At 60.6% G+C, this 15056-nt stretch carries 12 protein-coding genes; 8 read left to right on the top strand and 4 right to left on the bottom strand.

Annotated elements, in window-relative coordinates:
- Positions 1–25 precede the first annotated feature (25 nt).
- Positions 26–964: a c-type cytochrome gene (locus ACXAHG_RS07205; RefSeq protein ID WP_475056572.1), complete on the bottom strand. Its 939-nt coding sequence runs from the start codon at positions 962–964 to the stop codon at positions 26–28.
- A gap of 131 nt (positions 965–1095) precedes the next feature.
- On the opposite strand from ACXAHG_RS07205, the gene ACXAHG_RS07210 reads away from it, so the two are divergent.
- The 6 genes from ACXAHG_RS07210 to infB all read left to right on the top strand — a co-directional run bounded on the left by ACXAHG_RS07210 (position 1096) and on the right by infB (position 7875).
- Positions 1096–1572 (top strand): RNA polymerase sigma factor, encoded by a 477-nt coding sequence (locus ACXAHG_RS07210; RefSeq protein WP_152615739.1) that lies wholly within the window; start codon positions 1096–1098, stop codon positions 1570–1572.
- Positions 1569–2318 carry an anti-sigma factor family protein gene (locus ACXAHG_RS07215; RefSeq protein WP_475040168.1) on the top strand — a complete coding sequence of 250 codons (750 nt, stop codon included), beginning with the start codon at positions 1569–1571 and terminating at the stop codon, positions 2316–2318. Before ACXAHG_RS07210 ends, ACXAHG_RS07215 begins: the two co-directional genes overlap by 4 nt.
- 220 nt (positions 2319–2538) lie before the next feature.
- Positions 2539–3129, top strand: coding sequence for a ribosome maturation factor RimP (rimP, locus tag ACXAHG_RS07220; RefSeq protein ID WP_475056574.1), 591 nt, complete (start codon positions 2539–2541; stop codon positions 3127–3129).
- Positions 3129–4745, top strand: a complete 1617-nt coding sequence (gene nusA / locus ACXAHG_RS07225; RefSeq protein WP_475056575.1) for a transcription termination factor NusA — start codon at positions 3129–3131, stop codon at positions 4743–4745. Before rimP ends, nusA begins: the two co-directional genes overlap by 1 nt.
- Before the next feature lie 26 nt (positions 4746–4771).
- Positions 4772–5392, top strand: coding sequence for an RNA-binding protein (locus ACXAHG_RS07230; protein ID WP_475040171.1), 621 nt, complete (start codon positions 4772–4774; stop codon positions 5390–5392).
- 8 nt (positions 5393–5400) lie between these two features.
- Positions 5401–7875 (top strand): translation initiation factor IF-2, encoded by a 2475-nt coding sequence (gene infB / locus ACXAHG_RS07235; RefSeq protein ID WP_475040172.1) that lies wholly within the window; start codon positions 5401–5403, stop codon positions 7873–7875.
- Positions 7876–8513: 638 nt separating this feature from the next.
- On the opposite strand, the gene mutT is transcribed toward infB, so the two are convergent.
- Genes mutT through ACXAHG_RS07250 form a run of 3 tightly spaced genes read right to left on the bottom strand, consistent with a single transcriptional unit; the run spans position 8514 to position 10992 of the window.
- The gene (mutT, locus tag ACXAHG_RS07240; RefSeq protein ID WP_475040173.1) at positions 8514–8912 is read right to left on the bottom strand and encodes an 8-oxo-dGTP diphosphatase MutT; all 399 of its coding nucleotides are present in this window, start codon (positions 8910–8912) and stop codon (positions 8514–8516) included.
- A complete protein-coding gene (argJ, locus tag ACXAHG_RS07245) occupies positions 8909–10135 on the bottom strand; it encodes a bifunctional glutamate N-acetyltransferase/amino-acid acetyltransferase ArgJ (RefSeq protein WP_475040174.1) in 1227 nt (408 codons plus the stop codon). Before argJ ends, mutT begins: the two co-directional genes overlap by 4 nt.
- Positions 10136–10140: 5 nt before the next feature.
- Entirely contained in the window at positions 10141–10992 is an 852-nt protein-coding gene (locus ACXAHG_RS07250) for a peptidylprolyl isomerase (RefSeq protein WP_475040175.1), read from the bottom strand.
- A gap of 177 nt (positions 10993–11169) precedes the next feature.
- Between ACXAHG_RS07250 and secA the strand changes: the two genes are divergently transcribed.
- Together secA and ACXAHG_RS07260 are read left to right on the top strand one after the other, a co-directional pair.
- Entirely contained in the window at positions 11170–13869 is a 2700-nt protein-coding gene (gene secA / locus ACXAHG_RS07255) for a preprotein translocase subunit SecA (protein WP_475056577.1), read from the top strand.
- Positions 13870–14123: 254 nt separating this feature from the next.
- Complete coding sequence (locus ACXAHG_RS07260; RefSeq protein ID WP_475056579.1) at positions 14124–15038, top strand: hypothetical protein; 915 nt, start codon at positions 14124–14126, stop codon at positions 15036–15038.
- Positions 15039–15056 lie beyond the last annotated feature (18 nt).

The raw sequence follows: 15056 nt of genomic DNA on the forward strand, positions 1-15056 counted from the left end.
GCGGCCATCCCCCTGCTCGATATTCTCAGCTTTCCTGGCGGATATAGGCGATCACGTTCTGGATATCCTCATCCTTTTTCAACCCGCGGAACCCCATGCGGTTGCCAGGCACCACGCCCTTGGGATCAGCCAGGAAAGCCGCCAGCTGATCTTCGCTCCACGTCAGGTTTGCCTCCTGGAAGGCACCTGAGTACTTAAATCCGTCAACGGCGGCGGACCCGGTGCCAATAATACCGTGCAGGCTGGGCCCGGCACCGTTCTTGCCTTCATCAAAGCTGTGGCAGGCCTGGCATTTGCGGAACACTTTCTTGCCCTTGGCCGGATCTCCGGCCAGTGCAACATCGGCTTCCTCCTGAGCCGGCTCAGCCTGTGCCGTGTCGCCATCGCTTTCAAAAACAAAGCGCGCGGTCACAGACACCGTGCGGGTAATGCCAGAGAGCTTGGCCAGCTCCTGCAGAATGTCGACGCCTTTGGTGAGCCCCGCATCCTCAACTCCCAGAAACAGCAGGTCATTGGTCGAGACCATCACCTTGCGCTCCGACAGGCGGGCCACGAACATTTCTGTTTCCACCGCAATTTCACGGCCCAGAAGGCTCAGCTTGCCTTCCACATCCGCCACCATGGTGCCGCCCGTGGGCAGTGCCTCCAGCGCGGCCATGTTGACCTGTGCTGTCAGTGTGGCCTCGCCTGCGCCTTTGAACACATGCTCGATCATCCGTTCGTTACGGATGTCGATAAAAGTTTCCACGGAGGGCAGCGAGATCGACACCTTCACTGCACCGTTCTTGCTCACCGTGCCGGACAGCTCCTCGAAACTGTTCACCTCGCCGACGCTGTCCTTCTTGATTGAACCATACGCGAGCCTAGAGCTGGCGCCATCCAGCACCCAGTCTCCGGCCAGCACTGCCTGGCCTGCAAAAATCAACGCTGCAACAGAAACGCCACGAAACAGTGAGTTGAGCATCCTATGTCCTTCCGATTATCAATGTTCTTGTGGCACGGTGTTTCGGCCGGCCCTGGGATCAAAACACGGCAGGAGCGCGGATTATTCGCTGGTTCGGCAAAAAATCGGCTGAGGATGAGATCCGGGAGGGGATAAGCCCCCTTTACCCGCGGCTGTGGCGGTTCTGCCTGATGCAGACCGGGCGGCGCGACCGGGCTGACGATCTGGCGCAGATGACCTGCCTGCGCGCGCTGGAGAAACACGCGGGTTATCAGGCAGGCACGCATTTGGACCGCTGGCTGTTCCGCATGGCCCACCGGCTGTGGCTGAATGAGCTGCGCGCAACCGCCGTGCGCACCGGCGGCGGGCTGGTGGCGCTGGAAGAAACCGAGATCCCGGATCAGCGTGCAAACACGGAAACGAATATTTTTGCCCGTGAGGTGTTTTCAAAGATAGGGGAACTGCCCGAAAGCCAGCGGGTCACGGTTCTGCTCGTCTACGTCGAAGGCTTTGCCTACAAAGAGGCGGCGGAGGTTCTGAATGTCCCCATCGGCACGGTGATGAGCAGGCTGGCAGCCGCCCGCAAGAAAATCGCGGCAGAGCTGTCGGAAACGGAGACGGGAACATGAATGAAGCGCAAGCGGCATTCACAGACGAAGAGCTGACGGCCTACCTGGATGGCGAGGCCGACGCCGTTCTGCGCGATCGGGTTGAGCTTGCCTTGACCTCCGACGCTGCCCTGGCGCAGCGGCTGCAGGCGCTCGACTTGCCGGTCGCGGCCCTGCGCGATGCGTTCTCGCCCGAAGCGCTGGGCACACCGCAAATGCCCGAGACGCTGATTCCTGCTCCACGTGAAACCCGCGTGCCGCTGCGGCTGGTGGCCGGGCTGGCACTGGCCTTTGGCCTGGGCGTGCTCTCCACCTACATGCTGCAGCCGGGACCGCAGCCCGCCAAAGCGCCGGGATGGAAGGCGGTCGTTGCCTCCTACCAGTCGCTTTACATCACCGACACGGTTGCAAACGCCGCGCAATCACCCGCGGCCACCGCCGAAGTGCTGGCCGGTTTCGGCAGCGGCCACGGCGTGGACCTGTCCCCGGCGCAATCCGTCGAGGGGCTGGAGTTCAAGCGCGCGCAGCTGCTGGGGTTCAAGGGCAAGCCACTGCTGCAAATGGCCTATCTCGGCCCGGACGGGGTGCCGGTGGCTTTCTGCATCACCCGCTCTTCGGGTGATGACAAGCCGATGCAAAGCGAGGTTCTGGCCGGCATGGCGGCGGCCTCCTGGGTCAGCGATGGTGTTGGATATCTGGTGATTGGCGGTCAGGATCAGGGCTTTGTCGACGCCGTCGCCGAGGATATCCGCGGCAAACTGGGGTAGAGACCAAGAATCCTTTCGCCCGGCTGAAGGCCCATTGAATCCTGCTCTTGTGCCTCGATTGGCATCCCCCCTTGCAGATTCGCCCAAACCCGCCTATATGCCTTTGACAACAGCGGCGCGTTGAACCTCTGGCTCAAGGCTCCACCGGGAAATTCGACGGGCCGCGCGCCCGTTTTTTTGTGTTTGCAGGCCCGGCCTGCGCGCGCCAAGTGGAGGTCTGATGACCAACGACCTGATTGCCAAAGCCGCCATCGACCGGCGCCTGGCCGAGATCGTCACCCCGGTGATCGAGGATCTGGGCTATGAGCTGGTGCGGATCCGGCTGATGTCCGGCAAGACGACAACGCTGCAGATTATGGCCGACAAGCCCAAAGGCGGCATCGAGGTGGATGACTGCGCTGCAATCTCGAACGCTGTCAGCGCCACCCTGGACGTCGAGGACCCGATCATCGATGCCTACAGCCTGGAAGTGTCGAGCCCGGGCATTGACCGCCCGCTGACCCGGCTGAAAGACTTTGATATGTTTGAAGGCTACGAGGCCAAGCTCGAAACCGAAGAGCTGGTCGGCGGCCGCCGCCGTTTCAAGGGCGAGCTGGCAGGCACTGAGGAAGACGAGGTTCTGATCAACATCGAGGATCAGGGCCAATCCGTGACCATCGGTCTGAAATTCGACTGGCTGAGCGATGCCAAGCTGGTTCTGACCGATGAGCTGATCAAGGAAATGCTGCGCCAGCGCAAAGAGGCCGGCACGCTGAACGAAGACGCATTCGACGAAATCGAGACCGAAGAGTCTGACGAGGAGAACAAGTAATGGCGATCACCTCTGCAAACCAGCTGGAGCTGTTGCAAACCGCTGAGGCCGTGGCACGCGAAAAGATGATCGACCCCGGTCTGGTCATCGAGGCGATGGAAGAGAGCCTCGCCCGCGCTGCCAAGAGCCGCTACGGCGCCGAGATGGACATCCGTGTGTCGATCGACCGTAAGACCGGCCGCGCCACCTTTACCCGTGTGCGCACTGTTGTGGCGGATGAAGAGCTGGAGAACTACCAGGCCGAGATGACCGTTGAGCAGGCGCGCCAGTATATGGCGGACCCCGAGGTCGGTCAGACTTTTGTTGAGGAAGTGCCGCCGGTCGAAATGGGCCGGATTGCCGCCCAGTCGGCCAAGCAGGTGATCCTGCAAAAGGTCCGCGAAGCTGAACGCGACCGCCAGTACGAGGAATTCAAAGACCGCGCCGGCACCATCATCAACGGCCTGGTCAAGCGTGAGGAATACGGCAACGTCATCGTCGACGTGGGCGCCGGTGAGGCGATCCTGCGCCGCAACGAGAAGATCGGCCGCGAAAGCTACCGCCCGAACGACCGTGTGCGCTGCTACATCAAGGACGTGCGCCGCGAACAGCGCGGCCCGCAGATTTTCCTGTCGCGCACCGCGCCGGAATTCATGGCCGAGCTGTTCAAGATGGAGGTGCCGGAAATCTATGACGGCATCATCGAGATCAAGGCGGTTGCCCGTGACCCGGGTTCGCGCGCCAAGATTGCTGTTATCTCCTATGACGGCTCGATCGACCCGGTCGGGGCCTGTGTGGGTATGCGCGGCTCCCGCGTGCAGGCTGTTGTGAACGAGCTGCAGGGCGAGAAGATCGACATCATTCCGTGGAATGAGGATCAGCCGACCTTCCTGGTCAACGCGCTGCAGCCCGCCGAGGTCTCCAAGGTTGTTCTGGATGAAGAAGCCGGCAAGATTGAAGTCGTGGTGCCCGAGGAACAGCTGAGCCTGGCCATCGGCCGCCGCGGCCAGAACGTGCGCCTGGCCTCGCAGCTTACCGCGCTGGACATCGACATCATGACCGAGGAAGAGGAATCGGCCCGCCGCCAGAAGGAATTCGAGGCGCGCACCAAGCTGTTCATGGAAACCCTGGACCTGGACGAGTTCTTTGCCCAGCTGCTGGTCTCCGAAGGCTTCACCAACTTGGAAGAAGTCGCCTATGTCGAGCTGGACGAACTGCTGGTCATCGACGGTGTTGACGAAGGCACCGCCGAGGAACTGCAGGCCCGTGCCCGCGACTATCTGGAAGCCCAGGCCAAGGCAGCGATTGACGCGGCCCGTGCGCTGGGTGCCGAGGACAGCCTGATCCATTTCGAGGGCCTGACCCCGCAGATGGTTGAAGCGCTGGCCAAGGACGACGTGAAAACGCTGGAAGATTTCGCCACCTGCGCCGACTGGGAACTGGCCGGCGGCTGGACCAACGACGGCGGCGAGCGGGTCAAGGACGACGGTATCCTGGAGCCCTTCGGCATGTCGCTGGAAGAGGCGCAGGATCTGGTCATGACTGCCCGCATCACCCTGGGCTGGGTCGACCCGGCTGAGCTGGAAGCGGAAGCGTCCGAGGACGAAGACGCCGGTGAAGAGGAAGGCGAAGCCTGAACCCGGGCTTCGTATAGGAGAGCTGAATGACACGCGGCGGCGCCACTAAAGACCGATCCGAAGGCAGCGAGCGCAAATGCATCGCAACCGGCGAGACCGAACCCAAACAGGGCCTCATCCGGTTTGTGATGGGCCCTGACGGCCAGGTCGTGCCTGATGTGATGGGCAAGCTGCCGGGCCGTGGCGTCTATGTGTCATCCACGCGCGAGGCGCTGGAAACCGCGGTCAAGAAGAAACTGTTTGCCCGCGGCTTCAAGGCACAGGTTCAGCTGCCGGGCGAACTGGTAGAGGAAGTTGAGCGCCAGGTGGTCCGCCGCCTGGTCGAGCTGATCAGCCTGGCGCGCAAGTCCGGCGACGCAGTGGCCGGCTTTGAAAAGGTCAAGGACTGGCTCTACAAGGAAGACGCCAAGGTCCTGATCCAGGCTTCAGACGGCTCTGGGCGCGGAAAGTCGAAGCTGAGCACGCCTTACAAGGGCAAATTTATCGGCTGCCTCACGGCGGACGAGCTGGGAATGGCATTTGGGCGCCAAACTGTGATACATGCCGCCGTCGCCTCTGGCGGACTCAGCAAACGTGTTGTAGATGAGGCGCAACGACTGCAAGGTTTGCGCGAAATGGTGGGCGGCATCGGCCGCACGGAAGGATAAGTAGCTTTATGAGCGATAGTGACGGCAAAAAGACACTGGGTCTGCGTGGGGGTTCCCGTCCGGGGAACGTGAAACAAAGTTTCAGCCATGGACGGACCAAGAATGTCGTAGTGGAAACCAAGCGCAAGCGCGTTGTGGTTCCCAAGCCGGGTGCGGCCAAGGGTGGCAGCGGTGCTGCGCCGGGCGGCTCCGGATCCCGCCGGCCTGCCGGTATCAGTGACGCGGAAATGGAGCGCCGCCTGAAGGCGCTGCAGGCTGCCAAGGCCCGCGAGGCGGAAGAAGCCGCGCAGCGCGAAGCCGAGGAAAAGGCCCGCGCCGAAGAGCGTGAGCGCCGCCGCGCCGAAGCGGAAGCCAAGGAACGCGAGCAGCGTGAAGCCGAAGAGCGCGCACGCCAGAAAGCCGAAGAAGAGGAGCGCAAGCGCGCCGAAGAAGCAGAGGCCGCCAAGCGGGCTGCTGCCGCACCTGCGCCTGCCGCCAAGACGGAGCGCCCGGCACCGAGCAAACCGGCTCCGGCTGCAACCCCGCGCAAATCCGAGCGCGAGCGCGACCAGCGCCCGTCCCGCGGCAAGGGCCGCGATGACAACCGCCGCTCCGGCAAGCTGACACTGGGCCAGGCAACCGGCGGCGAAGGCAACCGCCAGCGGTCTATGGCTGCGATGAAGCGCAAGCAGGAGCGGGCGCGTCAGAAAGCCATGGGCGGCTCGGTTGAGCGGGAAAAGGTTGTGCGCGACGTGCAGCTGCCGGAAACCATCGTGGTTTCCGAGCTGGCCAACCGTATGGCCGAACGGGTTGCCGACGTTGTGAAATCGCTCATGCAGATGGGCATGATGGTTACCCAGAACCAGTCGATCGACGCCGATACTGCGGAACTGATCATTGAGGAATTCGGCCACAAGGTGACCCGTGTCTCCGACTCCGACGTCGAAGACGTGATCAAGGAGGTTGAAGACAAGGACGAGGATCTGAAACCGCGTCCGCCAGTGATTACCATCATGGGCCACGTCGACCACGGCAAAACCTCGATCCTGGACGCAATCCGCAACGCCCGCGTTGTGGCTGGCGAGGCCGGCGGCATTACCCAGCACATCGGCGCCTATCAGGTTCAGACCGAAAGCGGCACCACGCTCAGCTTCCTGGATACCCCGGGCCACGCGGCCTTTACCTCCATGCGCTCCCGCGGCGCGCAGGTGACGGACATCGTGGTACTGGTTGTGGCCGCGGATGATGCGGTCATGCCGCAGACCGTTGAGGCCATCAACCACGCCAAGGCTGCCGAAGTGCCGATGATCGTGGCGATCAACAAATGCGACAAGCCGGCCGCAGACCCGAACAAGGTCCGCACCGATCTGCTGCAGCACGAAGTGATCGTGGAACAGATGTCCGGTGAAGTGCAGGACGTCGAAGTTTCTGCTCATACCGGCCAGGGCCTGGATGAACTGCTGGAAGCCATCGCGCTGCAGGCGGAAATCCTGGAACTGAAGGCGAACCCGAACCGCGCCGCACAGGGCGCCGTGATCGAGGCGCAGCTGGATGTGGGCCGTGGCCCGGTCGCCACCGTTCTGGTTCAGACCGGTACCCTGCGCCAAGGCGACATCTTTGTTGTGGGTGAGCAGTACGGCAAGGTCCGTGCGCTGATCAACGACAAGGGCGAGCGTGTGCAGGAAGCCGGCCCCTCGGTCCCGGTTGAGGTTCTTGGCCTCAACGGCACGCCCGAGGCTGGTGACGTTCTGAACGTGACCGAAACCGAAGCGCAGGCGCGTGAAATCGCCGCCTACCGCGAGCAGGCCGCCAAGGACAAGCGCGCCGCTGCCGGTGCTGCGACCACGCTGGAACAGCTGATGGCCAAGGCCAAGGAAGACGAGAACGTCTCCGAGCTGCCGATCCTGGTCAAAGCAGACGTGCAAGGCTCCGCCGAAGCCATCGTTCAGGCGATGGAGAAAATCGGCAACGAGGAAGTGCGCGTGCGCGTGCTGCACTCGGGCGTTGGCGCGATCACCGAGACCGACGTTGGCCTGGCGGAAGCCTCCGGTGCGCCGATCATGGGCTTCAACGTCCGTGCCAATGCCTCGGCCCGCAACACCGCCAACCAGAAGAGCGTCGAGATCCGCTACTACTCGGTGATCTACGATCTGGTGGATGACGTGAAAGCCGCTGCCTCTGGCCTGCTGTCCGCGGAAATCCGCGAGAACTTCATCGGCTACGCGCAGATCAAGGAAGTCTTCAAGGTTACCGGCGTTGGCAAGGTTGCCGGCTGTCTGGTCACCGAAGGCGTTGCCCGCCGCTCTGCCGGCGTGCGCCTGCTGCGCGACAACGTGGTGATCCACGAAGGCACGCTGAAGACCCTGAAGCGCTTCAAGGACGAAGTTGCCGAGGTTCAGTCCGGCCAGGAATGCGGTATGGCGTTCGAGAACTACGACGATATCCGCCCGAACGACGTGATCGAGATCTTCGAGCGCGAGGAAGTGACCCGCACCCTCGACTGATCCGAGCTTGGCTAGAAATCAGAAACAGGCCCTGGCGTTTTTGCCGGGGCCTGGTTTTTTGGGCTTTTCGATTTCGTGCGGCAGGTAACGATCCGTAAGCTGCTCGTGGCGCTGTTTGTGCTTGTTGACTGATCAATGCAGGCCAGCCGCTGCCGGGCATAAATCACAGCAGCGGCGCCGAAAGACCGCGAGCAGGCGAATGGGCAGCCGAAGCTTCATTCAGTAACTTGAGAACCCGCACGTTTGGAAAGCGCCCGAAACCATAGAGTTAGGTACAGAAAAGGGCAGCTTTCGCAGCTGCCCTTTCCATGCCTGATTAGCGTGAGTGGCGGTTCAGGCGGCCGGTGTTACAGGGTGACCTTCGTAGGTTCTTTTTCCAACCCGCACAGCGATTTTCCCGTCCGGCAATGCCCGTATGAAAATGCCCTGAACCAGTGAAAAACTGCCGACTGCGATTGTTCTAAGCATGGTTTTCTCCTGCCCAATTGCAACTTAGGTAAGTCGTTTGGTCCGTGCTCTGATGCTTGAACAGAATGATTAACAAAAGGTTCACGCACTTTCCCGGGCCAGTTAAAGACCCGGGAAAGCGTTCTGAAGTAAACAGCTGCTTGTGGTGCAGAGTTTTTACAAAGGCAGCTTTACAGCCAATCCCGCAGGATCGGGATCAAAGGAATGTCTGCCGGGGGCATCGGATACTCGCGCAAATCCTGCGGCCGAACCCATTTCAGGGTCTGCCCCTCCCTGGCCTGTGGAATGCCATCCCATTTGCGGCAGGCGAACAAGGGCATCAGCAAATGGAAATCTTGGTAGTTGTGGCTTGCAAAGGTCAGCGGCGCAAGGCAGGAGGCCCAGGTATCAATCCCCAGCTCTTCGTGCAGCTCGCGGATCAGTGCTGCCTCTGGTGTTTCTCCTTGCTCGATCTTGCCTCCTGGAAACTCCCACAGGCCGGCCATGGATTTTCCCTCAGGCCGCTGCGCGAGCAGAACGCGCCCATCGGCATCAATGAGTGCAACTGCAGAAACAAGAACCACCTTCACGACCGGTAATCCGCGTTGATTGAGATGTATTGATGCGTCAGGTCGCAGGTCCAGACAGTGGATTTGCCTTCTCCCAGGCCCAGGTCCACCTTGATGCTAATCTCCTGTTTCTTCATTTCGGCGGCGCCCAGCTCTTCTTTGTAGTCTGGCGAGACCCAGCCTTTCTCCGCAACACGCACATCACCAAAGGAAATCGAAAGCAGATCCCGGTCGGCTTCGGCACCGGATTTTCCGATTGCCATTACAACACGGCCCCAGTTTGGATCTTCGCCAGCGACGGCGGTCTTGACCAAGGGTGAGTTTGCGATGGACATTGCGTGTACTTTTGCATCCGCGTCTGAAGCGGCGCCGGTCACTTGGATCTCCACAAACTTGGTGGCACCTTCACCATCGCGCACAACCTGATGCGAAAGATCCAGCATAACCCTCTCCAGCCCGGCTGCAAATTCCGCATTGCCTGTCGCATCCACGCCGGACGCCCCTGTGGCACAAAGCATCAGACTGTCGGATGTAGAAGTATCGCTGTCGACGGTGATGCAGTTGAAGCTGCGGTTGCAGATTTCGGCCAGCTGGTCTTGCAGAGCGGATTGTTCAACCTTTGCGTCCGTAAAGATGTAAACCAGCATCGTAGCCATGTCCGGTGCGATCATGCCGGACCCCTTGGCAATGCCCGCGATCTTTACTGTCTTGCCGTCGATACCAACGGTGGCACTGGCACCTTTGGCAAAGGTATCCGTGGTCATGATTGCTTTGGCAGCGCCTTCCAAGCTGCCTTCATCCAGTGAGCTGTTCAACTCGCTGACTTTGGCGACGATGCGGTCATGCGGCAGCGGTTCCCCAATCACACCGGTTGAAGCCGTGAAAACGCGTTCGGCCGGAAGGCCGGTTGCCTTGGCAACAGCCGCCGTGATCTCTGCAACGGAGCTCTGCCCGTAGTGCCCTGTGAAGGCGTTGGAGTTACCCGAGTTCACTAGAATTGCCGCGCCAGCACCGGCAGGGCTTCCCAGTTTGGCTTGGCAGTCCAGCACCGGAGCAGAGCGGGTTTTCGACCGGGTAAACACCCCGGCAACCGCGGTGCCAGGGTCCATGACAGCCAGCATTACGTCTGTTCGGTTCTGATATTTCACCCCGGCAGCAACGGATGCAAAACGAACACCCTTGATAACGGGAAGCTCAGGAAAACCAGCCGGAGCCAGCGGAGAGACGGGCATGGATTTGGCCATTGTGATCAGTTCCTTACCAGGCTGAGATCTTTCAGAATGGCCGGATCCAGATCTTCAATCTCCGGCTTTTCAATATCGGATGCGGCGGTCAGCTCGTTCACGCGCTCCTCAACGGCGCTCTGGCGCAGTTCGTCGGCCAGCTGGGCGCGCACTTCCTCGAATTCCGGGGCTTCGGTCTTGCGGCGCTCATGAAGCAGGATCACGTGCCAGCCAAACTGCGTCTGTACAGGGCCGGACACCTCGCCGGAGCGCAGCTTGAGGACAGCTTGCTCAAATTCAGGAACCATGCGGCCAGTAGTGAACCAGCCAAGATCCCCGCCGTTTGGACCGGAAGGGCCGGTAGATTTTTCCTTTGCGAGGATCGCAAAATCTGCCCCCGCATCCAGTTCTTTTTTGACTTCCAGCGCATCTTCTTCGCTCGCGACCAGGATGTGTGCCGCATGAAACTCGTCGCCGCCGTCACCCGAAGAATATTTCTCGTCATAGGCAGCCCGGAGGGCATCTTCTCCGCTGGCGCTGTCCATGACCATTTCGATTACATTGGCTGCCAGCATGGCGCGCTCTTCGTTCTCGACAGACAGCTGAACGTAGCGGGGAATCTCTCCATGCAGCTGCTGCTTCAGCGCTGTTTGCTGGATCAGCTGGTCCAGAATCGCATTGTAGAGGACATCGTCCGGCAATTGCTTGTATTGGGCCGGCAGGTTTTCACGGGCCATGACCATATGGCCGATGGTGATCTCTTCACCGTTGACCGAGGCAACCACCGTGTTGGCATGCGGAGCTGCTGCTGCGGTCAGCGGCAACGCGGCACAAGCGGCAATCGCCATACCGCGCAGAAATGTGAGACCTTTACGCATTGAAACCTTCCTATTCCTTGGCCGCAAAGGGGCCTGGCGTTGACACTCTATACCCTGCCGCTTACATCGCTTTGAGGCCATTGGCAGGACCGTCTTTCCACCATTGTTTATGGGTTGCGGACACGGCGGGCAAGCCTGCCCGATGCAAAGGCCGGACATAGGATCGCTGGAGAAGATATGCTGGGTTTCGGAACACTCGCCAAAAAGGTTTTCGGCACGCCGAACGACCGTAAAGTCAAGGCGACACGGCCGCTGATTGCGCAGATCAACGGGCTGGAGGATGAGTTCGCGAAGCTCAGCGATGACGGTCTTGTGGCCAAGACCGAAGAGCTGCGCAAGCGGGCGCTGGATGGCGAAGGCCTGGATTCGCTGCTGCCCGAAGCCTTTGCCAACGTGCGCGAGGCAGCCAAGCGGGCTCTGGGCCTGCGCGCCTTTGACACCCAGCTGATGGGCGGCGTGTTCCTGCATCAGGGTAACATTTCCGAGATGAAGACCGGCGAGGGCAAGACCCTTGTGGCGACCTTCCCGGCTTATCTGAATGCGCTGACGGGCAAGGGCGTGCATGTGGTTACGGTGAACGAATACCTGGCCAAGCGCGACAGCGAATGGATGGGCAAGGTGTTTGCCCAGCTCGGCATGACCACCGGCGTGATCTGGTCGGGCCAGCCCGACGCTGAGAAAATGGCCGCCTATCAATGCGACGTCACCTATGCGACGAACAACGAGCTGGGCTTTGACTATCTGCGCGACAACATGAAGCCCTCGCTGGATCAGGTTTTCCAGAAGCAGCACAACTTTGCCATCGTCGACGAGGTGGACTCGATCCTGATCGACGAGGCCCGCACCCCGCTGATCATCTCAGGCCCGGCCGAAGACCGCTCCGAACTCTATTCGACAATCGACAAGGTGATCCCGCTGCTGGCGGAGGATCATTTCGAGATCGACGAGAAAACCCGTGGTGTGACCTTTACCGAGGACGGCAATGAGTACCTGGAGCAGACCCTGCGTGAGCACGGGCTGCTGGATGCAGAGGCATCGCTCTACGATCCTGAAAGCACTACTGTCGTTCATCACGTGAACCAGGCCTTGCGCGCCCACAAGCTGTTCCAGAAGGACAAGGATTACATCGTCCGTGATGGCCAGGTGGTGCTTATCGACGAATTCACAGGCCGGATGATGCCGGGCCGGCGTCTGTCCGAAGGGCTGCATCAGGCGATTGAAGCCAAGGAAGAGGTGCAGATCCAGCCAGAGAACACCACCTTGGCCTCTGTGACGTTCCAGAATTACTTCCGCCTCTACGACAAGCTTTCCGGCATGACGGGTACAGCGATGACCGAGGCCGAAGAATTTGCAGAAATCTATGGTCTTGGCGTGGTGGAAGTGCCAACCAACCGTCCAATTGCGCGGGTGGACGAGGACGATCAGGTCTACCGCACCGCGCGCGAAAAATACGAGGCGATGATCAGCGAGGCGAAGGTCGCCCACGAAAAGGGCCAGCCGGTCCTGCTGGGCACCACTTCGATCGAAAAGTCGGAACTGCTGAGCCAGATGCTGCAGCAGGAAGGTATTCCTCACAACGTTCTGAACGCCCGCCACCACGAGCAGGAAGCGCAGATCGTCGCTGATGCCGGCCGTTTTGGCGCAGTCACCATCGCCACCAACATGGCCGGCCGCGGCACCGACATTCAGCTGGGCGGCAACGTTGAGATGAAGGTGCTGGAGGCGCTGGCCGCCAATCCTGAGGCCGATCCGGCAGAGCTGCGCGCGGCAGAGGAAGCCAAGCACGCCGAGGAAAAGCAGAAGGTTCTGGACGCCGGCGGCTTGTTCGTGATGGCGTCTGAGCGCCATGAAAGCCGCCGTATCGACAACCAGCTGCGTGGACGTTCGGGCCGCCAGGGCGACCCGGGCCGGACCCGCTTCTACCTCAGCCTCGAAGACGACCTGATGCGCATCTTCGGCTCAGAGCGGCTGGACAAGCTGCTGTCGTCGCTGGGTATGAAGGAAGGCGAGGCGATTATTCACCCCTGGGTGAACAAGTCGCTGGAGCGTGCTCAGGCCAAGGTCGAGGGCCGCAACTTCGACATGCGCAAGAACGTGCTGAAGTTTGACGATGTGATGAACGACCAGCGCAAGGTGATCTTTAAGCAGCGCCGCGAGATCATGGCTGCGGAGGATCTGTCCGAGATCACCGACGATATGCGCCACGAGGTGATCGACGATCTGCTCGATACCCATATGCCGCCCAAGACCTACGCCGATCAGTGGGACACGGCTGGCCTGCAGGAACAAGTCCGCGAAATGCTGTCGATTGAGGCGCCTGTGGCTGAATGGGCCGCCGAAGAAGGCGTCGATGACGAGCAGATTCGCGAGCGGCTGGTTGAAGCTTCGGACAAGATGATGGCGGAAAAGGCTGATGCTTTCGGCCCCGAAAACATGCGCAACATCGAAAAGCAGATATTGCTCCAGACCATAGACAAGAAGTGGCGCGAACACCTGCTGACGCTGGAGCACCTGCGCTCGGTGGTGGGTTTCCGCGGCTACGCGCAGCGCGATCCGCTGAACGAATACAAGAATGAAAGCTTCCAGCTGTTCGAAACCATGCTTGATAGCTTGCGCGAAGAAGTCTCACAGCAGCTCAGCCGTGTGCGTCCGATGACCGAGGAAGAGCAGCAGCAGATGCTGATGGAAATGGCTGCCCGTCAGGCAGCTATGCAGCAAATGGCGGCTCAGCCGGATGCAGCCGCAGCGCCTGCAGAAGACCCGGCGCCGGGTTTTGTGGAGGATGATCCGGCAACTTGGGGCAACCCGTCGCGCAACGACAAATGCCCCTGCGGGTCCGGCAAGAAATTCAAACATTGCCACGGCAGCCTCTCCTGAGGCGGTTGCCGGAATGCGCTGGCCCTGACTCAAAAGGGCCAGCGCCGCAGACTGCGGGGAGCGCATCACCCGCTGTCCAAGCGTATAGCCCGGGTTAGGTCCGGCACCCTCTCTATCGCGATAACTGGCGATGCATTTGTTTCCAGTCAGGCAACGAAGGCTGGGAAAATGCCGGATTCTCTCCTGCATGTAGCCACAAACTGGCCGGCTTTCAGCGGCAGGCTTCCTTAACCAGTCAGGTTCAGGAGGATCGCATGCTGAATAGACAAGTGATGGCGACAAGCGCGATGACGCTGGCGTGCGCCTTGGGTATCGGGTTTTACATGCAGGACACTGGTCCCGGCTGGATCGCCGGTGAAACCGATATCACTGCTGCCGCAGACCCTGAGCTGCCCAGGGAACCAGACACAGCCGGGCTGAAGATTGAAAATATCACACTGACCTCGGCGGTTCCGCAAACGGCTGAAGCGATCGTGCCGGATCAGGCAGAAAAGACAAAGCCTCAAGCCGCATGTCAAATGACCGCAAAGGCCACGCCTGCGCCTATGGCGATGGTTGACCTGTCTGTCAAAGCGCCGTGCCGTGCAAATGAGCGCCTGACTGTGCACCACAGCGGCATGACGTTCACCGTGCCGCTTGATGCCTCCGGCCAGTATTCAGCCCTGGTGCCGGCACTGGCACAGACAGCTGTTTTCATTGCTGAGACGTCAGGCGGAAATGGCGCGGTTGCGGTGGCTGAGGTGCCGGATTTGCACGGTGTTGAGCGTGTTGTGCTTCAGTGGACCGGCCAAAGCGGTTTTGAGATCCATGCGCGGGAGTTTGGCGCTGCCTACGGCGGCCCGGGTCACGTCTGGCATGGTGCGCAGCCAGATGCCGGGCAAGGCGAGGTTGTACGCCTTGGCGACCACAGCCAGCTGGCACCGCGGATTGCGGAAATCTACAGCTTACCCTCTACGGTTCCGGGGCAGGCAGGGCATGTCGCAATGACTGCCGAGGCTGAGGTCACGGACGCAAACTGCGGCAGGGATATCACCGCCCAAGCACTGCAGCTTCAAGACGGGCATCTGCGCAGCCGGGATTTGGTCATGGCAATGCCGGATTGCGATGCTGCCGGCAGCTTTCTGGTGTTGAATAATCTGGTGGAAGACCTGAAAATCGCCTCCAACTGATTTGCGGTAACTTCAGGT

The organism is Leisingera sp. ABD4_442, assembly GCF_056160905.1.